Consider the following 20,118-nt stretch of genomic DNA (forward strand, 5'->3'; position numbering starts at 1 on the left):
GCGGAGTCAGCAGCCGGGGCCGATCGGCGCGGACGAGGTCAGGGCGAGCGCGGCGAGGCGCAGTTCGGCGTCCCACGTCCGCCGGTCGAGCCCCACCGTGTACCCGGTGCAGCAGGCGCATTGCGGGATCAGCGAGACAAAGGCCCGCTCCTCGGCGGTCCCGGCGTTTTCGATGTCCGTCGCCCCCCGGCCGTCCGCCGCCGCCCACTCGTCCGTCGCCACGTCGGCGGGAGCGACTTCTCCGCCGACGAGCCGCGCCGCCAGTCGCCGAAGGGCGTGGCGCCGCGCCAGCCCCGGATCGGGCAAGTCGATCCCGGCCTCGGCGAGCGCTCGCTCAAACGCCTCGCGGAGGTCACGCGTATTCGCGCCGCGAGGCCAGCCGGCCAGGTCGCACAGCGCCGGGGTGTCCACCCCGGCCACGAGCGCCTCGGCGGCGATCATCGGCAGGTCCTCCGGACGTATCTCATCCGCCCGATACCGGCAGGCCACCTCACCCAGAGCCGTAAGTCCGCTCTGCACGCCGTGCAGGCCGTGCACGCTCCGCGCCGAGGCTTCCAGCTCCGATGACGTTCCCCCTGCTTCCACGACTCCAACGATGCCAGCACTTCCTCGGACCTGACGCTCCCCGGGGGTCCGAAGGTGCACCCAGCACCACCTCTGGTCCGGGCACCACGCCCCGTGTGCCTGGCGCTCACCGTCCGTAGCGTCGTGGGCAGGGACGCAGCGGGCGTCCGAGAGGGAGGGACGGCCATGTTCCGTCGTACGGGGACGAGCAAGGGCACGGGTACGGGTACGGGTACAGATACGGGCGGCGGCACAGCTACACGTAGCGGCAGGGGCAAACGCCAAGACCGTATGGGCCGGCCCCACCCCGCCCGGAACCCCGAGGCGCTCCGCCTCGTCGGCGTCACCAAGGTGTACGGCGAGGCCGAGAGCGCCGTCACCGCGCTCCACCAGGTCACCCTGAGCCTGCCGGCCGGAAGTTTCACCGCCGTCATGGGGCCGTCCGGCTCCGGCAAGTCCACGCTGCTCCAGTGCGCGGCCGGGCTCGACCGCCCGGACCGGGGCCTGGTCATGGTGGACGGCGAGGAGATGACGGGCGGCGGAGAGGCGGCGCTGACGAAGTTCCGCAGGCGGCGGATCGGCTTCGTGTTCCAGCAGTACAACCTGCTGGACACCCTGACCGTGGAGCAGAACACCACCCTGCCGCTGCGCCTCGCCGGCCGCCGCGCCGACCCCGTACGGACCAGGGAGATCCTCACCCTGGTCGGCCTCGGCGACCGTCTCGGCCACCGCCCCGACCAGCTGTCCGGCGGGCAGCGGCAACGGGTCGCCATCGCGCGGGCGCTCGTCACCGAGCCCAGCGTGATCTTCGCCGACGAGCCGACCGGCGCGCTGGACACCCGGAGCGCGCGGGACGTGCTGGGCCTGCTGCGGGACGCGGTACGGATCCACGGGCGGACGGTGGTGATGGTGACGCACGATCCGGTCGCCGCGTCGTACGCGGACTCCGTCCAGTTCCTGGCGGACGGCCGGCTGGCCGGGCAGCTGACCGCGCCCACGGTGGACGCGGTCGCCGAACGGCTCGCGCACCTGGGCGACGTCGCGGACCAGAGCCACGACCACGACCGGAACCACGGCGAGGGCCACGGCCGGAACCACCGCGAGGGCCATGGCCACCACCTCACCCTGGAGGTCTGAGCCATGTTCGCTCTCGCTCTGCGATCCGTCCGGCAGCGGCCGGGCCGGCTCCTCGCCACCCTCCTGTCCGCCTTCCTGGGCGCGGCGATCGTCATGACGTTCGGCTCGCTCCAGGACACCGCCGGTGCCCCTGGCGTCGACGACGTCAGCGCCGAGACCCTGCGGGTGTCGTCGAACGTCGTCGGCGGGTACGGCGCGCTGCTGGTGTTCTTCGCGGTGGCGTCCGCGCTGACCGTGAACGTACGGCAGCGGAGTGCCGAGATCACCCTGCTGCGCAACACCGGCGCGACCCCGGCCCAGATCAAGCGGATGGTCGTCGGCGAGGCCGTCCTGGTGGGCCTGGTCGCGGCACTGCTGGCGGTGGGGCCCGCGATGCTCGGCGGACGGGTGCTGCTCGGGCTGTTCCAGGACAGCGGCCAGGTCGCCGACGGGGTGGACTTCACCTTCGGCCCGGTGGCGCTGGGGATGGGCGTCGCGGTGACGCTGCTGGCGTCGGTGAGCGCGGCGTTCCTCGCGGTGCGCCGGGCGACGAGGGCGGCGGCGGGGGCCGGTGTGGGCCGTGGCCGGATCAAAAAGGCGGCGGGTGTCGCGGCGCTGGTGGGCGGTACGGCGGCGATCGCGGCGACCTTCACGATGGAGGCCACGGCCCCGGCCCTGATGGCCGCGCCCGGTTACGGCGCGATCCTGCTGTCCGTCGGCTTCGCGATCTTCTCGCCGGCGCTGCTGCGGGGCCTGTTGAAGATGTTCGAGCGGCCGATCACGGCGCTCGCGGGGGCGAGCGGCTACCTGACCGTACACACCATGCGCCACCGCGCGGCGCAGTTGTCGGGTCTGCTCATGCCGCTGGTGCTGTTCACCGGTACGGCGACGGCGGCGCTCTACATGCAGGCGGTCCAGACGGACGCGATCCGGGCGTCGGGCCTCACCAGGTCCGTCGAGGACAAGAACGTGGAGACGGTGAACCTCGTGGTCGTCGGCATCGTCGTGGTCTTCGCCTGCATCATGATCATCAACACGCTGTACGCGGAGACGTCGTACCGCCGCGCCGAGTTCGGCCGCCAGCGTCTGGCCGGCGCGACCCCGGGCCAGGTGCTGAGGACGGTCGGCCTGGAGGGCCTGGTCCTGACGGTGACGGGAGTCTTCTTCGGTACGGCGGCAGGCCTCACCGGCCTCCTCGCCTTCACGGCGGTCCGCACGGACTCCCTCCTCCCGGAACCGGGCCCGGGCGTCTGGCTCCTGGTCGTGGCGGCGGCGACGGCATCCACCCTCATCACGGGCCTGACCACGGCCCGCAGGGCGCTGCGAGCCCCGGCGGTCTCGGCGGCAAGCGCGGCGACGTGACCTCCACGCAACGACACGGCCCGGTAGGGGCGCCCGTTGCGGACCGTCCGTACCGGGCCGTCCGTACCGGGCCGTGTCGTGCGGGGCCACCCACGGGGGCCGCCCGCGCCAGATCCCCACGGCCCGGTGACACACGGTCAACAGCAGTCGCCCGGTCCGGGGCCCTGCGGGCGGCCCCGCACCGAACCCCGCAGGGGCCAGGCGCAGGGGCGCCACCCGCACCGGCGGCCCTTCGGTCGAGCGGCCGGGCAGCTCAGCGACCCGGCGGCCCGGCGGCCCGGCGCCCATCCGCCCCCGTCACAGCCACCCCCGACGCGCCGCCGTCAGGCTGGCCTGGAAGCGGGTGGTGGCGTCCAGCTCCGCCATCAGGCGGTGGATGCGGCGCTGGGTCGTGCGTTCGCTCCAGCCCTGCGCGCGGGCGATCGCCGCGTCCGTCAGTCCCGCCGCCAGCAGCGCCAGCAGGGCGCGGGTCTCCGGGCCTGGGGGCGGTGGCCCCTCGTCGGAGCCGTACCCGGGGCCACCCCCGTACCCGGGGACGCCAGAGGAAACCGCACCACCGCCGGACCCGGGGCCGCCGCCGGGGCCGGGACCATCTCCGGGCCCAGGATCACCGCCGGGGACGGGGCCGGCCCCGGCCCCGCCACCCGTCCCGGCAGGGCCACCAGCGACCCGGCCGACCCCCGGCACCGGCCCCCCGCCCGGCACCGTCACGCCCCCCGGATGCGAGGAATCCGTCGCCAGCAGCGGGAGCGCCCGGTCCCACTGGGCCTCGAACAGCGACGACAGCGCCACCAGCATCGGTGACGGGTGGATCAGGTACGCCACCGACTGGCCACCCGGCGCCAGGCTGAACGGAATGATCGCCGCCCGGTCGTCGCTCAGCACCAGTTTCAGCGGCAACTCGTTGCGTACCCGCGCCTGTTCGCCCGTACGGATGCTCGGCACGATGTCGTTGTCCAGCCGCCCCGGCCACGCCACCGCCTCGCGGTCGTAGATCACCCGGTGCACCACACCGGTCCGTTGGCGCTGGACCTGGGCGTCGAGGTTGCTGCCGGGGCGGTCCACGTACGGCGGGCGGTCGAACGCCCGGATCTCGCGCCGCGCCGCCGCCGTCAGCCGGCGGACCGCCGCGCTGATGTCGTCGCGGTCCGAGAGCAGCTCCACCGCCATGTCCGGATGGCTGATCCTCGCCGCCTCCCGGTGCGTCTGGGTGAGCCGTTCCACCAACGACCGAGCCTCGTCGAGCCGGTGTTCGCGCTCCTGGATCAGCGCCGTGACGGCAACATCCGGCGATACGGCGGTGAAGCGCGGCGGCCGTCCCGCCGAGCGGGTCGCGAGGCCGTCCCTGACCAGCCCGGACAGCAGCTTCCCGACGGCGGACGCGGGCCGGCCGCACGCCTCGGCGACCTCGGAGGCGGTGGCCCTCGGCAGTCCGACCAACACCTTGTAGACGTGCTCTGTTTCGTCCGTGAGTCCCAGGACGTTAAGTTCCATGCCTTCTCCGACGTTCCTGTGGCGGCAGCCCGCCAGGTGGCGGAAGTCGGCCGGCATCACCCACTTGCGCCTCTTCCGTCACGGTTGACATCTTCCACGAGAGTTCCGGTCGGTGTAACCCGCACTCAACCGCTTCTCAGGCCAGGCGACGCGTACGGGCTGGACGTACGGCCCGTACGACGCCCAGATCCAGCAGCTCTCGTACGGAACAACCCACACACGGCCGTAACGAGGGCCGGGCCCCATCCCACAGAGGGAGAGGCCCGGCCCTTCATTCGTCGTTCGTCGTTCGTCGTTCGTCGTTCGTCCTTCGTCGTTCGTCCTTCGTCGTTCGTCCTTCGTACCCGAAGCGCTGTCTCAGCCGAAGAACACCGACGAGACATCGTTGTCGAATCCGATCCCGGCGAGGTCGGCGACGTTGCCGTCGATGACCTTCGACTTACCGGTGCAGTCGGCCCCGGTCCAGATCTTCAGCGAGCCCTCGGCCTGGATGGAGGAGGCGATGTTGTCCCGGCTGACGTTCTGGCAGCCCTTGCCGGACAGCCCCTGGGAGCCGTTGTCGGCGAAGTTCCTGTCGTCGAAGAGCACGGCGTTGGAGGCCGGCTCGGCCGCCGGGGCGCCGCTGGAGACGCTGGGAACGGGAACGACGCCGCCGCCCGCCTTCTGACCGTCCGGCGTCACGCCGAACCACGTACCGCCCACGCCCTGGCCGTTGGTGTCACCGGGCTTGAGGTCCTTGGAGAACCGGTAGACGGGCCAGCCGCCCAGGGTCACCTGGAGAGAGCCGTCGGCGCGCTTGACGACACCGACGTCCTTCTTCTTGATGCCGTCGATGAAGATCTTCCCGTGCGGGTCGACGATCACCGGCGGCCAGGTGACGGCGCACGCGTCGTTGCAGTTGGACTGCGACGGGTGGGCCGTGTCCTTGTCGAAACGGTAGAGGGTGAAGCCGGCGCCGTTGGCGACGACGGGGTCGAGGCCGCCCGCCTTCGTGGCCGAGAGCTGGACCCACTTGGCGCCGGCCGGGGTGGTGGGCTTGCCCGCCGGGTTCGCGAAGTCCCCTGTGTTGGCAGGGGCGTTGTTCTGCTTCGCCGTACCACCGCGGAAGTCGAGACTGCTGAGCGCGGCCTTCGCCGCGTCGGCGGCCCGGGACCCGGCGTCCGCCGCCCCCGACGCGACGTCGGCCGCGCCCGACGCGGCGGAACCCACCGCCGTGTCATCGCCGTTGCAGGCGGTCAGCAGCATCGCGCCCGCGGCGACGGTGGCGGCGATCAATCCCATGCGCTTCCGGAACATCTTCTGTCTCCCGTGATGATCGGCTCCGGCTCGTCCGAAGCTTTCATGGGGGAGTACGAGGTGGCTTTGGGGCGGGCTCACCCGGTTACGTCCTGAGGACACAACACGAACAGGGTCCCGACAACGGGTACTTGATCAAGACGTATTACTGGACATGTCAGACATCACCCGGAGCCCCAACCGCACCCCTCCCCGCCCCCGTCGGCAGCGACGTGGCCGCGGCGCCTGAGCTGTTCCGCGCGCGCGGGGCTGATTCACGACCCAGGTGGACGAGATCATGCGTGAGCCGGCCGCGATGGCCCGCGCCCACGCGCCAGGAGTACGCCGACAGCAGGTGGCCGTACCCCAGGCCGAGGCCTGGCTGCCGACGGCGGCCACCCAGGCGCTGCCGCGCCCCACCGCCGCCGCCTGAGGGGGAAACGGAACGGGGCCCGCGCACAGCCCCGGCCCCGGACCCGCCGCCCGTACCAAAAACGCCTGAACGGCCTAAACCGCCATCAGGAACGACGCCCACGCGCCCGCGCCGAAGGCCAGCCGGGGCCCCGCCGGGGCCTTGCTGTCACGCACGAGCGTCACCGGAGCGTCCCGCACGCGCCCGGAGACCCCGTCGGCCGCCTCGGCACAGCGGCCGGAGACCCCGTCCGCCACCTCCACACAGTTGCCCTGATCGCCGCTGAAACTGCTCTTCCGCCAGGTCGCGTGGCCGAGGTCCACGCCGGGCTCGATGCAGTGCTTCACGTCTGTTCCCTCATTCGGCGCGCGAGCATGTCACGCGAAGGTTCTACGTCCAGGGCGGCCGCACGCAACCGGTCGAAAGTTCGGCCGTAAGCGGTCCGGTCGGCGTCACGTTCGAGGTAAACGCTACTCGCAAGGCCTTCCGAATACACGACATCAAGGTCAGCCTGGACGGGGAACTCAAGGATCACGAACGGACCCAGCATCCCGGCGTGCGCCCCGGCGGCGAACGGCAGGATCTGCAACGTGACGTTGGGCAGCTCGGTCGCGTCCAGGAGCCGCTTGAACTGCTTGACCGCGGTCGGCGCGCCGCCCACCGGCCGGTGCAGTACGGACTCGTCGAGGATGGCCCAGAGCTGGAGCGGGTCCTCCCGGTTCAGCGCGGCGTTCTGCCGCGCCAGCCGTACCTCCACCAGCGCGTTCACCTCGTCGGCCTTGCGCTCCGGCTTGAGGGACCTGATCACCGTGCGCGCGTAGTCGGGCGTCTGCAACAGGCCCGGAACCAGGGTGGTTTCGAAGCTGCGGGCCGCCGACGCCTCCGCCTCGAAGTTGATGTAGTCGAGATAGCGCGGCGTGAGGACGTCGTTGTACGGCTGCCACCAGACGCGCCGCTTGCCCTCTCTCGCCAGCGCTTCGAGGCCGGTACGGGTCTCCTCGTCGCGGACCTTGTACAGGTCCAGCAGGGCGCCCACTTCATGCACCCGCAACCCGCTGCGGCCCGTCTCGATGCGGCTGATCTTGGACGGGTGCCAGGACAACTCCGCCGCGGCGTCCTCCGCCTTCAGCCCACAGCGTTCCCTGATCTTGCGAAGCTCAGCACCCAGCATGCGGCGGCGCATGGTCGGAACAGCGGCCAACTGGCGCACCTCCCTCTCACTCGTGACAGGTCAGCGTATGTGGTGGCCGACGCGGTCACTGCCCGACCCGGGCAAAGTGCAAGTACGCTTTCAGGAAGGCATGGTGCGGCCCGGCCGGAGTCCTCCGGCCGGGCTACCGCGGCCCTTCGGTCACCGGCGGTCGGTTCAGTGGTCCTCGACGATACGGACCGCGACGCCGTCCTGGATCTTCACCTCGGCGGAGACGCCCTTCTTGGCCGCCGCCTCCAGCTCCTCCTCGGTGCACGGCGTGGCCGCCTGGCCGTTCTCGTCACCGCATATGTCGCCCGCGCCCTGGATGTCCGTGTCGACGGCGACCCAGAACATCTGCTCCGTACCCTTCATGTCGCCGACGGCGTACTTGCTGGGCGCGATGTACGTGACGTTCCCGAACCAGGTGCCGGAGACGCCCTTGCCGTCGGAGACTCCCGTGTCCTCGTCGTCGACGCCCTTGTCGGCCCCGGTGTCGCCCTCGTCCGTACCCTTGTCGGCCCCGGTGTCCCCTTCGTCCGTACCCTTGTCGGCCCCGGTGTCGCCCTCATCCGTACCCTTGTCCGCGGCCGGCGTCTCCTTCGCGGGCGCGGCGGTGGCCTTGTCGGACGCCGCCGGGGCCGCGGCCAGGTCGTCGCCGTCGCAGGCCGTCAGCAGTGTGGTGGCGGCGACGAGGGCGACGGCGGCGAGAACGGCCTTGCGCAGGTGGGTACGAGCCATGATGACGAACTCCATGTGTGTCTGGGGTGTTGGCTCCGCGGACTGTGTCCGCGGATCGGGGCGCGTCCCCCTCGGTGATCACCACTCTGTCGTGCGCCACCGCGGTGCGTAAGAGCGGTCCTGGACTGAGGACGCGCCTGTCGACGCCCCGTGACATTCGGGACGGGACGCGGTTCACCAATCGGGCATCGGACCCCCAACTACCGCCGTCATCAAGGGTAATCGCCAACAGCCCTCTCCATACGTCCTGTTCGGCGCCGAGATCACTTCTGCGCGGCCCTGATGGGACCTCACCTCCCACCAGCGAGGTAAAGACAGGGTCTTGGCTCGCATCCGAGGTTCACTCCCGAGATTCCCCCGGACGGCGGCCGGGCATCACCCCGATGCAGCAACCCCGCGCACACGGACCTCCCGAGGGGGAATCTGATGAGCCGAGTCAGCACACGAACACAGCAGCGCACCGCGAGCACCCCGCCCCGCACCCCGCTCCCCGCCGCCCCCTTCCTGCTCCGGGGAGAGGTCGCCCGTACCGTGTCACTGACCGTCACGGACCTGCGCGAACGGTGGGCCTCACACCGCGCCGACGTGGTCTTCCACTGCACCACCGACGGCCCCCGGCACCACACCTTCGAGGGCGCGCTGCTCCGGGACGTGATCGCCGCCGCGAGCCCGGACTTCGAGGCCCGGCGCCGCAAGGACCGTACGCGCTACCTGCTCGCCGTCAACGGCGGGGACGGCCACCACACCGTGCTCTCCTGGGCGGAGGTCGACGCCGACTTCGGCAACGTACCGATCCTGCTGGCCACCTCGATGGACGGGCGCGGCCTGGACGCCGAGGGCAGTCAGCTGGTCGTGCCCTCGGACCACTGCGGGGCGCGGTACGTCAGCGCGATCACCAGTGTGTGGCTGGGAGCGTACGCCGGGCCGCCCCTGCCCCCGCTCCCGCCTGTCCCTACCACTGGTACGGCAGGTACTTCCCGTCGAGCGTGATGACCACGCGGTCCCCGGCCGGGTCGGGGACCCGCCGCACGTCGAGGCGGAAGTTGATCGCGCTCATGATGCCGTCGCCGCACTGCTCGTGGATCAGCTCCTTGATGGCGGGCCCGTAGACCTGGATCACCTCGTAGAGCCGGTAGATCGTGGGATCGACGGGGACGGCGGAGTCCAACGCGCCACGGGTGGGCTGGAGTTGGAACGCCAGAGCGGCGTCCTTGTCGAGTTCGAGCAGCGCCGCGGCGGTCTCGGCCTGCTCCGCGCTCATCGGGTGCTGCCCGAGCAGCGCGGCGGTCGTCCACGCCAGGGGCGCGTCCAGGGCCTCCGCGAGCTGCGCCCACGTCACTCCGGTCAGCACCTTCGCGGCCCTGACGGCTTCGCCTGCCTGCTGTTTGGTGAGCATGTGGTGCATCCTAGGATCGGCGACGCCACCGCACCACGGCGCGACGGGAAAACGGCCGGGACGTGTCACAGGTCCTTACGGAACGCGGCGAGGATGTCCCGGGTCCGGCGCGCGGACTCCGCCTGCGCCACCATGCGGTCCATCGCCTCCATGTGCGCGGCGACCTCAGGGGGTTTGTCGAGGTAGAGCGCGCCGGTGAGGTACTCGATGTAGACCATGTCGGGGAGTTCGGGGACGGCGAACCGGAAAAGGACGAACGGGCTGTACGTCCCCGGGTGGTGGCCGGCCGCGAACTCGGCTATCTGGAGTGTGACGTTGGGGCGTTCCGTCGCCTCCAGCAGCCGGTCGATCTGCGCCCGCATGACGGCCGCCGAGCCGACGGGTCTGCGCAGCACGGTCTCGTCCAGGACCGCCCAGTAGACCGGGGGTTGTTCGGTACGGGTGAGGAGCGCCTGGCGTTGCATCCGCAGCGCGACATGCCGCTCCAGGCGCCCGGGGCTCGCGCGGCCGACCTCACCGGCGGTCAGGACGGCCCGGGCGTAGTCCTCGGTCTGGAGCAGGCCGGGCACGAAGTGCGGTTCGTACGACCGAATGGTCCGCGCGGCCTCTTCGAGGCTGACGTACCCGCCGAACCAGTCGGGCAGGATGTCGTGGAACCGCTGCCACCAGCCGGGCTTGCTGGCCTCGTCGGCGAGATGCAGAAAGGTGGCGGCCTCGTCCTCGGGGACGCCGTACGCGGGCAACAGGAGCTGTACGTAAGGAATCTTGAGCCCGACCTCGGCCATTTCCATCCGCCGTACGGTCGCGGCGGTCACCCGCAGCATCCTGCCGGCCTCGTCACGGCTGATCCCGGCCCGCTCCCGGAGTGCCTGGAGCCGTCGGCTGAGGACAAGCTGTCCGATGGTCGGCGCCGACCGCGGCTCACTCACGCCCTGCTCCTGAGACTCCCCAGCACCATACTGAGCAGTATGCCACAGTGAACCGACGATTCCGGTATAACAATTGGCACTATTGGGGCGAAGGGTACCAACGGGACGCCAAAAACCGACCCGGCGCCCCGTTCCGCTCGCCGCTCCTGCCCTTCCGCCCTCGTACCGCCCACCCCGGATCGTCAGCGAAAACGTCAACCGGGACGTCAACCGGAGCGCCAAGATGAACCCCCGGCATCCGGAGGGGTACCTTCCAGTGGCCCCCGGATGTCGGGGGCCGGATACCATCGATCTCCTGACGTCAACGAGAGCTGGGGTGATCCGGACATGTCCCGACCACGTGTGGGTGTGGCCGTGCTGACCATGGGGACCCGGCCCGTAGAGCTGCGGGCCCTGCTGGACTCCGTGGCCAAGCAGCGCGAACCGGCCACCCGGACCGTGGTCGTCGGCAACGGTTCGCCTCTCCCCCAACTGCCCGACGGAGTCATCGGCATCGACCTCCCCGAGAACCTCGGCGTCTCCGGCGGACGCAACGTCGCCATGGAAAAACTCCGCGAGTGCGGTGACGTCGACGTCCTGGTGGACCTGGACGACGACGGGCTCCTCATCGAGGCGGACGTCATCACCCGCGTGGCCGATCTGTACGAGGCCGATCCGGAGCTGGGCATCGTCAGCTTCCGTATCGCGGACGAGACCGGCTTCACCCAGCGGCGCCACGTGCCGCGCCTGCGTGCCGACGACCCGATGCGGGCGGGCGAGGTGACCACCTTCCTCGGCGGCGGCCACGCGCTCTCCATGCCGATGCTGGCGGAGACGGGCGGCTGGCCGGACGCGTTCTTCTTCACGCACGAGGAGACCGACCTCGCGTGGCGCGCGCTCGACGCGGGCTGGAAGATCCGGTACGAGCCCGGCCTGGTGCTCCAGCATCCGCGTACGTCCCCCGCCCGGCACGCCGAGTACTACCGGATGACCGCCCGCAACCGCGTCTGGCTGGCCCGCCGCAACCTGCCCGCTCCGCTCGTCCCGCTCTACCTGGGCACGTGGATCCTGCTGACGGTGGCCCGTACCCGCTCCATGACGGGGCTGCGCGCCTGGTTCGGCGGCTTCGCCGAGGGCGTGAGAACGGCGTGCGGCACGCGGCGCCCGATGCGCTGGAGCACGGTACGCCGCATGACGGCGCTGGGCCGCCCGCCGGTCATCTGAACGCCGGTCACCTGACCGCCGGTCATCTGAAAGCGAGCCACCTGAAGGTGGGCCACCTGGACGCAGGTCACCCACCCTGGACCGCATCATCCTGACGCGATCTGGCCCCACCCCCCTCCTCATGGTTAGGCTCACCTAACCCACGCCACGTCCCGGACCGACACCGGAGCACCGCCGAGGAGGCCCCCACCGCGTCCACACCCCTCACCCGCCGGCTCACGGCCGTCGCCACCGCCGCCGCCTTCCTGCTGACACTCACCGCGTGCGGCGGCGACGGCGCCGGAAACGGGGCGTCCGGTACGGACGGGGCGTCCGGGTCGTCCGGCGGAGACGGGGCACCGCCCGCGGCGACGCACACCGTCGCCACGGTCATGGGCGACGTGAAGGTCCCCCACACCCCCCGGCGGATCGTCGTCCTGGACACCGACGCGCTGGACTCCGTCGTCACCCTCGGCACAACTCCCGTCGGCGCCACCACCGTTGCCGCCGACGCGCCCCTCTCCGCCTACCTGCCCGCCGACCGCCTCAAGGGCGTCAAGCCCGTCGGCCTGATCGGCGAGCCGAACCTGGAAGCGATCGCCGCGCTCAAGCCGGACCTGATCCTGAGCAGCAAGGTCCGCGACGAGAAGAACTACAGCGCGCTGTCCGCGATCGCCCCCACCGTCTTCTCCGAGACCACAGGTCCCAGTTGGCGCCAGAACTTCGCGCTGCACGCCGAGGCCGTGGGCAAGAAGCCCGAGGCCGACAAGGTCGCCGCCGCCTACGACGCGCATGTGGCCCGGCTCACCACCGCACTGGGCGGCCCCGCGAAGGCGAAGGAGACGAAGGTCGGCTTCGTACGGTTCGTGGAGGGCGCCGACACCCGCCTCTACCTCAACGACACCTTCGTGGGCTCCCTCTTCAAGGACCTCGGCGTGGGCCGCCCGGCCAACCAGGACACGGCCGGCTTCTCGCTGGACGTCAGCCCCGAACGGATCGACAAGGCCGACGCGGACGTCCTCTACCACTCCACGTACGGCGACCCGGCCAAGGCCAAGGAGACCTCGACCACCGCGGGCCCCCTGTGGAAGAACCTCACCGCCGTGAAGAAGGGCCACGCGTTCGCGGTGGACGACAACCTGTGGATGCTCGGCATCGGCTACACGGGCGCGGACAAGATCCTCGACACCATCGAGAAGACGTACGTCTCCGCACAGCGCTGAGCCCCGAGCGACGCCTAGCCTCCCACCTCACCCGGCACCCCGAACGTCGTCCACGCCGCGCGCTCCGGGAGCCTCAACACCGTTCGCCCGGCGACGGCGTTGAGGATGGTCGCCGCCCGCCACGCGCCCAGCGTCAGGTCGGGGGCGCTCACGCCGTGCGTGTGCAGCTCGGCGTTCTGGACGTACAGACCGCCGGACACATGGGGCGCGAGGGTCACCCGGTAGTCCGCGTCGATGCGGTAGCGGCCCTTGCCGTCCCAGTCCACGAGCTTCGACAGGGGCTCCAGGAAGGCGGGGCGGACCGCCGCGTACCCCGTGGCCGACACGATCGCCGACGTACGGACCTCGAACCGCTCGTCCCGCTCCGTGTGCAGGCAGGTGAGCCGGTATCCGCCCCCGTCCGGCACGGGCTCCGCCGCGACGACCGCCACGCCGGGGTGCAGGGCGGTACGCGGTTCCGTACCCCCCACCGTCCGTTCGTACAGCTCGTCGTGGATCGCGGCCAGCGTCTCCTCACTCACGCCCTTGTACAACTGCCACTGTTCCCGTACGAGTTGCTCGCGCCGCCGCTCCGGGAGCCCGCGGAAGTAGCGGATGTAGTCGGGGGTGAAGTGCTCCAGGCCGATCTTGGAGTACTCCATGGGCGCGAAGGCGGGGGTCCTGGCGAGCCAGCGGACGTACGGCCCCGCCGCCCCGCCGCCCACCCCTTCGCCGACGGGCTGCCGGCGCAGCAGATCCAGCACCACCTCCGCCCCCGACTGCCCGGCCCCGATCACCGTGACGTCGTCCAGACCGGCCAACTCGGCCTGGTGCGTCCGGTAGTCCGCGCTGTGCAGGACCCGGCCCCGGTGCCCGGACGCGCCGGTGAGCAGAGGAAGCAGCGGCTCGGGCACGACGGGCTGCGTGCCGACGCCCAGCACGACCTGCCGCGCCAGGACCCGCGTCGAGGCCCCCGCCGCCGAGCGGTACGTGACGGCGAACGCCTCGGCGCCCTCGTCCCACGCCAACTCCGTTACCCGTGCGTCGAATCGGCAGGAGGGCAGCCGCCCGGCGACCCAGCGGCAGTAGTGGTCGTACTCCCTGCGCGGTATGTGGAACCGTTCCGAGAAGAAGAACGGGAACATCCGGTCGTGCTCCCGCAGGTAATTCAGATACGACCAGGGGCTGGTGGGATCGGCCATCGTCACCAGGTCCGCCAGGAAGGGGACTTGAAGGGTGGTCCCGTCGAGAAGCAGCCCCGGGTGCCAGGAGAAGTCCGGCTTGGCGTCGAGGAACAGGGTGCGCAGGCCGGGCACACCGTCGCAGAGCGCGGCGAGCGAGAGGTTGAAAGGGCCGATACCGACGCCCAGGAGGTCGTGGACGTCCGGGAGTTCACGTATCTCCGGGGCGGCGGGCGCGTCCGTCTGAGGGGTCACAGCAGGTCCTCCTCGGCCCGGCCGGCGGCGACCACCGCGTGCAGCAGACGCTCCACCTCGGCCGGAGTGGTGTGGGGGTTGAGCAGGGTGAGCTTGAGCCGGACGCGGCCAGGGCCCTCGCCGGGGAGTTCGGTACGGCCGACGACGGCGCGGCCTTCGCGGAGGAGCCGCCGCCGCAGGGAGGCGTTGACACGATCGAGAACAGCGGGATCGCCACCCTCGGCCCCTTCCCCCATGTACCGGAACAGAAAAACAGTGAGCACCGGTGCGGCGTGCAACTCCAGGCGGGGATGCTCCCGTACGGTACGCGCCCCCGCCACCGCGAGATCGTGGCACGCGTCGACGAGCCGCCCCAGCCCCGCCCGCCCGAGCGTCCGCAGCGTAACGGCGATCTTGAAGGCGTCGGCACGCCGTGTCGTACGCAGCGAAAGCCCCAACAGGCTCGGATAGCCCGCCTCTTCGTCGTCGGCCGGGTTCAGGTAGACGGCACGCCGGGCCAGCGAGGCGTACGTCTCCGACTCCCGCACCAGGAACACACCGGCGGCGGCCGGCTGCCACCCGAGCTTGTGCCAGTCGAGGGATACGGAGTCGGCCGCGCCGATCCCGTCCAGGAGCGGCGCGAGCCGGTCGGAGAGCAGGGCGCCACCACCGTACGCGGCGTCCACATGCAGCCAGGCCCCGTGCGCGGCGGCCAACTCGGCACAGGCGCGCAGCGGGTCGACGGCGCCGGTGTCGGTGGTCCCGGCGGTGGCCACGACGGCGACGGGCACCTGCCCACGGCGCCGGCACGTTTCGAGGAGCCCGGCCAACTCCCTTTCCCTCATACGGAGGTTACGGTCCACCGGCACGGGGATCACCGCGTCCTCCCCGAGCCCGAGAAGAGCGGCGGCGCGCTGAACGGAGAAGTGCGCGGCGGCGGAGGCGAGAATCCGGGCCCGGGGGCCCCCGGAAACCCCGCTCATCTCGACGCGCCGCCCGTTCACGGCACCGAGCACCCGGTCGCGGGCGAGCATCAGCCCCATGAGATTGGACTCGGTCCCCCCGGAGGTGAGCACCCCGGCCGCGTGCTCGGGGTCGTACCCGACCATCTGCCCCAACTCCCGCAGCAGCAGGGTCTCCAGGACGGTGGCGGCGGGGGCCTGGTCCCAGGAGTCCTGGGACGGATTGAGCGCCGACACGGCGAGATCGGCGGCAACGGCGACGGCGAGAGGCGGACAGTGCAGATGCGCGGCGCAGGCGGGGTGGGCGGGATCAGCACTCCCGGCGGCGAGCAGCCGGCTGAACCGGCCAAGAGCGCTGGGGTCTCCGTCCGGGGAAGCACCGAACCCCTCCGCCACCACGGCGGCGATGTCCTGCGGCAACCCGGCCGGAAGGGGTCCGCCCCGCAACTCGGCCCCTTCCGCGAGGGCCGCGAGCACGGCGGCCAGCAGGGGCTCCAAGGCGGCGGCCCCACCGACCCCACCGGAAAGATCAGCGCTCAAGGCAACCGCCCCCGCAGCGGGGCACCCTCGCCGGGCGTCGCCTCGTCGGCCGCCTCCGCCTGGACGTCCGACCGGGCTGCCCGGCCCGGGTCCGGCGACGTCCTGACGCCCGTACCGGAAGTCACCTCGCCTCCGGGCACCGTCCCACCGTCGGGGACCCGCGCCGCCGCGCCCCGGCCCGGCGTCAGATATCCGAATCCGTGGGTCGTAGGTCCAACCGGTTCCGGGATGTCGGCAGTTCCGCTCGCACCCGCCCGCTGTGCCGACGTACCGTCACCGGCCCTGGGAGAAGCCACCGCACGACGGACAACCCGCGAGCCGTCCGACGAACCCGGTTCGGGCACCACGACCGAACCCGGGCCGACGCCCGACCCCGAACCCGGCCCGACGCCGGCCCCCGAACCGGCCCCCGGACGCACAGCACCCGGGCCCGGAACCGGGCCGGCACCAGGACCCGGGCGTCCACCCGAATCCCGGCCGGAACCCCGCCCCCGCGACTCCGTCGCAATCGCGTCCCCCACCCGCTCCAGCACCGCCTCCGCCTCCCCGTCCGTGATCGTCAGCGGCGGCAACAACCGCAACGTGGCGTCGTATCGACCACCCAGCTCCACGATCACCCCCCGCTCCAGGCACGCCGCACGCACCCGCCGCGCCAGGTCCGGGTTCGCCGGATACGCGCCGCACGCGTCCAACGGGCCCTCCGGGTGCACCAGTTCGACGCCGATCATCAGCCCCCGCCCCCGCACGTCACCGATCACCGGCAGCGCCGCCCGCAGTTCCTCCAGCCGGGCCGTCATCCACGCCCCCACCGTCGCCGCGCGCGCGACCAGGCCCTCCCTGGCCACGTACCGCAGCGTCGCCGCGCCCGCCGCCATCGCCAGCGTGTTCCCCCGGAACGTGCCCGTGTGCGCGCCCGGCAACCAGCCGTCGTACCGCTCGTCGTACACGATCACCGCCAGCGGCAGACTCCCGCCGATCGCCTTCGACATGACCATCACGTCCGGTACGACCCCGCTGTGCTCGACCGCCCAGAAGGCCCCCGTCCGCCCCACCCCCGTCTGCACCTCGTCCACGATCAGCGGAATCCCCCGCTCGCTCGTGATCCGCCGCATCGCCCGCAGCCACCGGTCCGGCGCGACCACCGCGCCCCCCTCGCCCTGCACCGCCTCCAGGATCATCGCGGCGGGCGGCACGACACCCCCGGACGGATCGTCGAGGAGCCGTTTCGTGTACGTGACGGCCAGATCCGTACCCCCCTCGCCCCCCACCCCGAACGGACAGCGGTACGGGTACGGATACGGCAGCCGCGTCACCTCACCCGCACCCCCCGCCGCCACCCGCTCCTTCACCGCGACGGTCCCGCTCGCGGCCAGCGCCCCCGCCGTCATCCCGTGGTACGCCCCGGTGAACGCCAGCACCCCGCGCCGCCCGGTCGCGGTCTGCGTCAGTTTCAGCGCCGCCTCGACGGCGTCCGTACCGGCGGGACCGCAGAAGTGGATCCGCGCCCGGTCGGCGAAGCCCTTGGGCAGGGTGGCGAAGAGCGCGTCGGTGAAGTCGTCCTTCTCAGGGGTCGCCAGATCGAGTACGTGTAACGGCGCCCCGCTGTCGATCGTGCGCCGCAGGGCCTCCCGTACGACGGGATGGTTGTGCCCGAGCGCCAACGTCCCGGCTCCGGAAAGGCAGTCGAGGTACCGCCGCCCGTCCGCACCTTCCACGGTCATACCGTGGGCGCGGACGGGGACGACAGGAAAGGACCGGGCGTACGTACGCGCCGAGGACTCCCGCTCACGCTGCCGCCGCAGAATCCCACCCTCGGGTGTCTCGGACGGAGCGGTGGGGTGGGGCACTGTCATTGGTACGGCTCCGGGGTACGACGAACCAACAGAACTTAGGCGAGCCTAACCTAACGCCCCGTCGGCCACGCGGCAATCCACCGCACCCCCGCCCCACCCGCCCTCACGGAGTCAAAGCACGACACCAAACATCAGTAACAGCCCCCACACCCACACCCACCGAAGGAACCACTGCCGCCGCAGGCGGAGTAGCGGCCCCGAGCCGCGTCCACCCCCAGGACCTCAACGCCCCGACGGCGGCCTCGTTTGCCGGGTCGACCCGGAGAGTCACCAGCGCCGCGTCCGTACGAAGAAGAAGTTGCTCAACCATCCTCGTGGCCACCCCACCCCGCCGGTACGCGGGAAGGACCATCAACTCCGCGAGGGCGAACACCTGCCCGGACACGGTCAGTTCCTCGATGTCCCACGGCACATCCACATCGAGACCACGCCACCACTCCCCGGCCCGGTCGAGCAGGAACCCGTACGCGTGCGCGGTCGGCTTGCCCCCACCGCTCGCGACCACCATGTCGAACCCGGTCCGCTGCACATCCTCGGCGAAGGCCCGCAGGAACTCCTGCCGGTCGTGAAACTCCTCGCCGTGCACGCGGTGGTACGCCTCGACGTACACATCCGCGACGTCCTCACGCTGCTGTTCCGCCTGCCACCGGCTCAGGCGCCGAATGAACACCTCTGGCACGTGCCCTCCTGCCCCGGATGTACGTCAGCCCGCTGGACATCCGCTGTACGAGGCGTACGCGATTGTCCACCGCCACGTCCATCGTCGCAGGACACACACGATCACGGGAACACCGCTCAAGCCCGGCTTTCCCCAAAACCCGAGGAGCCGGACACCGGAGTACGGTGAAGAGGGGGACGTCACAGAGGTGGGACCCAGATGGACAGCACATGGATCTCGGTAGCGGTGGCACTGGTGACCACGGCACTCCTCCTGGGCGGGATCTTCGTGATCAGACGCCTGAACGGCCAACACAAGACCCGCAACACTTCATTCCCGTACGCAAGAAACCTCTGGGACCCAGAAGTCCGCTCCAAAACAACCCGCCACGAGTCCCCCACCCCCGCCAGGCCCTCGGACCACAGGCCTCACTGAGCGGGCCCAAAACAACTCACCGGTGCGCGTTCTACGCGTTCGGGTCCCAGTCCGCGAGCTGCTCCATCGGCTCGGTGTCGCCGGTGGTCTCCAGGCCGTCGAGCGGAACGCGGTCGTAGAAGTAGAGGATCAGTTCGCTCGCCGCACCTCGCATGGCCATGTCGCCCGGCTCCGCGTCGGCAGCGAGGTCGTCGCAGCGGACGCCGTCGGCGTTGAGAGTCAGGCGCCAGGAGCGGCCCTCGGTGGCGTGCAGGTCGATGGTGGCCGGCGTGAACGGCCAGGGGACGGTCGTCGCCGAGACAGTCGTCAGGAACTCGTCGACGCCCTCGACCGCGACGTCCGTCGGCAGCGGCTGTGCGGCGCCCTGGGTGAGCTGGGCGTCGTACGTGTGGACGGCGAACTCCTGGATCTGGTGCCGGGCCACGGCCCCGGTGGTCTCCGGGGCCTGCGAGCGCCCCCACCAGGTCCAGCAGCCCCGGTCCGGGCCGGCCTCGCGCATCGCGTCGAGCATGAGCCCGGTCGACTCGGCGAGCCAGGCGTCCAAGGCCTCGCGGTCGCGGGGCGCGGTCGGGGCGCCCTTCGGGTCCGTCCTCGCCGGGGGCTCGGCGCCCGGGCCCGCCGCGACGACGACGGCCTGGCGGCGGCGCCCGTCACCGAGGTGCTGCGCCAGTTCGCGCAGCGTCCAGTCCGGGCAGGTCGGGACCCGGACGTCGAGGTCAGGGGCGGACGCGATCGCGGCGCGGAACGCGTCCGACCGGTCTTCGATCAGCCGCAGGACCTCGGGAAACTCCAAGATGTATTGCACGCGGTTGTGTACCACGCCGCTCGGGCCGCCAGGTAGCGAATTTCCCGAACAAACGCCCCCACACCCACCCCGGCACCATCACCAACGCGCTATGCACCCCAAACCTCGCACCCCGCACCCCCACACCCCCCGCGCACCCCCATACGGCAGGATGACCAACATGCGCATCCTAGGCCTGGTATTCGCGGGTTCGTCCACCTCCAACCGCGAGGAAATGACGGACTTCCTACGCAACACCCTCTCCCTGGAAACCACCCAAGTCGAAGGCGTAGAGGCAGACCTCTTCACCCTCCCCGACGGCTCAACCTTCGCGGTGGCATCCCCCGCGAGCATGGGCGACACCCCCCGCTCGATCGGCTTCCTGGTAGACAACCTAAACGAGGCCGCAAAAACCCTCCGCACCTCAGGCGCCACGGTAGGCCCCATCGCCGAAAACGCCCAAGAACGCTACCTACACTTCCGCGCCCCAGACGCCCAACTCTACGAACTAATCGAACGCAAACCCCCCACACACACCTGACACCGTTCGCCCAGCCCAGGAGGCTAGCCGAGCCCGCACCACGTCAATGAAGTGCGGAGCGGGCTTCA

The 20,118-nt window shown here is 71.3% G+C and carries 19 protein-coding genes and 1 pseudogene; 7 read left to right on the top strand and 13 right to left on the bottom strand.

Annotated elements, in window-relative coordinates:
- Positions 1 to 6: 6 nt before the first annotated feature.
- The gene (locus OG349_RS17310; protein WP_327235467.1) at positions 7 to 441 is read right to left on the bottom strand and encodes a hypothetical protein; all 435 of its coding nucleotides are present in this window, start codon (positions 439 to 441) and stop codon (positions 7 to 9) included.
- Positions 442 to 855: 414 nt separating this feature from the next.
- On the opposite strand from OG349_RS17310, the gene OG349_RS17315 reads away from it, so the two are divergent.
- Together OG349_RS17315 and OG349_RS17320 are read left to right on the top strand one after the other, a co-directional pair.
- Positions 856 to 1,701, top strand: a complete 846-nt coding sequence (locus tag OG349_RS17315; protein WP_327235468.1) for an ABC transporter ATP-binding protein — start codon at positions 856 to 858, stop codon at positions 1,699 to 1,701.
- A gap of 3 nt (positions 1,702 to 1,704) precedes the next feature.
- Entirely contained in the window at positions 1,705 to 3,042 is a 1,338-nt protein-coding gene (locus OG349_RS17320; protein ID WP_327235469.1) for an ABC transporter permease, read from the top strand.
- Between the two features lie 297 nt (positions 3,043 to 3,339).
- On the opposite strand, the gene OG349_RS17325 is transcribed toward OG349_RS17320, so the two are convergent.
- The gene (locus tag OG349_RS17325; protein WP_327235470.1) at positions 3,340 to 4,536 is read right to left on the bottom strand and encodes a TrmB family transcriptional regulator; all 1,197 of its coding nucleotides are present in this window, start codon (positions 4,534 to 4,536) and stop codon (positions 3,340 to 3,342) included.
- A 357-nt stretch (positions 4,537 to 4,893) separates the two neighbouring features.
- Positions 4,894 to 5,817, bottom strand: coding sequence for a hypothetical protein (locus tag OG349_RS17330; protein WP_327235471.1), 924 nt, complete (start codon positions 5,815 to 5,817; stop codon positions 4,894 to 4,896).
- A 292-nt stretch (positions 5,818 to 6,109) separates the two neighbouring features.
- Here OG349_RS17330 and OG349_RS17335 point away from each other — a divergent pair, with 292 nt between their 5' ends.
- Positions 6,110 to 6,244 carry a hypothetical protein gene (locus OG349_RS17335; protein WP_327235472.1) on the top strand — a complete coding sequence of 45 codons (135 nt, stop codon included), beginning with the start codon at positions 6,110 to 6,112 and terminating at the stop codon, positions 6,242 to 6,244.
- A gap of 74 nt (positions 6,245 to 6,318) precedes the next feature.
- Here the strand turns inward: OG349_RS17335 and OG349_RS17340 are convergent, their stop codons facing one another.
- The 3 genes from OG349_RS17340 to OG349_RS17350 form a co-directional block, all read right to left on the bottom strand.
- Complete coding sequence (locus OG349_RS17340) at positions 6,319 to 6,570, bottom strand: DUF397 domain-containing protein (protein ID WP_327235473.1); 252 nt, start codon at positions 6,568 to 6,570, stop codon at positions 6,319 to 6,321.
- Positions 6,567 to 7,424: a helix-turn-helix domain-containing protein gene (locus tag OG349_RS17345; protein ID WP_327235474.1), complete on the bottom strand. Its 858-nt coding sequence runs from the start codon at positions 7,422 to 7,424 to the stop codon at positions 6,567 to 6,569. The genes OG349_RS17340 and OG349_RS17345 overlap by 4 nt, the downstream gene beginning before the upstream one ends.
- Before the next feature lie 165 nt (positions 7,425 to 7,589).
- Complete coding sequence (locus OG349_RS17350) at positions 7,590 to 8,153, bottom strand: hypothetical protein (RefSeq protein WP_327235475.1); 564 nt, start codon at positions 8,151 to 8,153, stop codon at positions 7,590 to 7,592.
- Positions 8,154 to 8,579: 426 nt separating this feature from the next.
- Between OG349_RS17350 and OG349_RS17355 the strand changes: the two genes are divergently transcribed.
- On the top strand, positions 8,580 to 9,143 hold the full coding sequence (locus OG349_RS17355) for a molybdopterin-dependent oxidoreductase (RefSeq protein ID WP_327235476.1): 564 nt from the start codon (positions 8,580 to 8,582) through the stop codon (positions 9,141 to 9,143).
- On the opposite strand, the gene cynS is transcribed toward OG349_RS17355, so the two are convergent.
- Together cynS and OG349_RS17365 are read right to left on the bottom strand one after the other, a co-directional pair.
- Positions 9,106 to 9,549: a cyanase gene (gene cynS, locus OG349_RS17360; protein WP_327235477.1), complete on the bottom strand. Its 444-nt coding sequence runs from the start codon at positions 9,547 to 9,549 to the stop codon at positions 9,106 to 9,108. The two genes, OG349_RS17355 and cynS, sit on opposite strands and share 38 nt — an antisense overlap.
- 65 nt (positions 9,550 to 9,614) lie before the next feature.
- Positions 9,615 to 10,478 carry a helix-turn-helix domain-containing protein gene (locus OG349_RS17365; protein ID WP_327235478.1) on the bottom strand — a complete coding sequence of 288 codons (864 nt, stop codon included), beginning with the start codon at positions 10,476 to 10,478 and terminating at the stop codon, positions 9,615 to 9,617.
- A gap of 327 nt (positions 10,479 to 10,805) precedes the next feature.
- On the opposite strand from OG349_RS17365, the gene OG349_RS17370 reads away from it, so the two are divergent.
- Positions 10,806 to 11,681 (top strand): glycosyltransferase family 2 protein, encoded by an 876-nt coding sequence (locus OG349_RS17370; protein WP_327235479.1) that lies wholly within the window; start codon positions 10,806 to 10,808, stop codon positions 11,679 to 11,681.
- 371 nt (positions 11,682 to 12,052) lie between these two features.
- Entirely contained in the window at positions 12,053 to 12,883 is an 831-nt protein-coding gene (locus tag OG349_RS17375; RefSeq protein ID WP_327235480.1) for an ABC transporter substrate-binding protein, read from the top strand.
- A gap of 14 nt (positions 12,884 to 12,897) precedes the next feature.
- Here OG349_RS17375 and OG349_RS17380 read toward each other — a convergent pair whose 3' ends face one another.
- The 5 genes and pseudogenes from OG349_RS17380 to OG349_RS17400 form a co-directional block, all read right to left on the bottom strand.
- Entirely contained in the window at positions 12,898 to 14,298 is a 1,401-nt protein-coding gene (locus OG349_RS17380) for a lysine N(6)-hydroxylase/L-ornithine N(5)-oxygenase family protein (protein ID WP_327235481.1), read from the bottom strand.
- The gene (locus OG349_RS17385) at positions 14,295 to 15,779 is read right to left on the bottom strand and encodes a pyridoxal phosphate-dependent decarboxylase family protein (RefSeq protein WP_327235482.1); all 1,485 of its coding nucleotides are present in this window, start codon (positions 15,777 to 15,779) and stop codon (positions 14,295 to 14,297) included. The genes OG349_RS17380 and OG349_RS17385 overlap by 4 nt, the downstream gene beginning before the upstream one ends.
- A gap of 491 nt (positions 15,780 to 16,270) precedes the next feature.
- Positions 16,271 to 17,632 (bottom strand): annotated as a pseudogene (locus OG349_RS17390) (diaminobutyrate--2-oxoglutarate transaminase family protein); the annotation flags it as partial.
- 103 nt (positions 17,633 to 17,735) lie between these two features.
- Entirely contained in the window at positions 17,736 to 18,311 is a 576-nt protein-coding gene (locus OG349_RS17395; RefSeq protein WP_327235483.1) for a GNAT family N-acetyltransferase, read from the bottom strand.
- Between the two features lie 445 nt (positions 18,312 to 18,756).
- A complete protein-coding gene (locus OG349_RS17400; RefSeq protein WP_327235484.1) occupies positions 18,757 to 19,530 on the bottom strand; it encodes a maleylpyruvate isomerase family mycothiol-dependent enzyme in 774 nt (257 codons plus the stop codon).
- A gap of 151 nt (positions 19,531 to 19,681) precedes the next feature.
- Between OG349_RS17400 and OG349_RS17405 the strand changes: the two genes are divergently transcribed.
- Positions 19,682 to 20,050 carry a VOC family protein gene (locus tag OG349_RS17405; protein ID WP_327235485.1) on the top strand — a complete coding sequence of 123 codons (369 nt, stop codon included), beginning with the start codon at positions 19,682 to 19,684 and terminating at the stop codon, positions 20,048 to 20,050.
- The last annotated feature ends 68 nt before the right edge of the window (positions 20,051 to 20,118 follow it).

The organism is Streptomyces sp. NBC_01317 (genome assembly GCF_035961655.1).
In the GTDB taxonomy this organism is placed as follows: Bacteria; Actinomycetota; Actinomycetes; order Streptomycetales; family Streptomycetaceae; genus Streptomyces.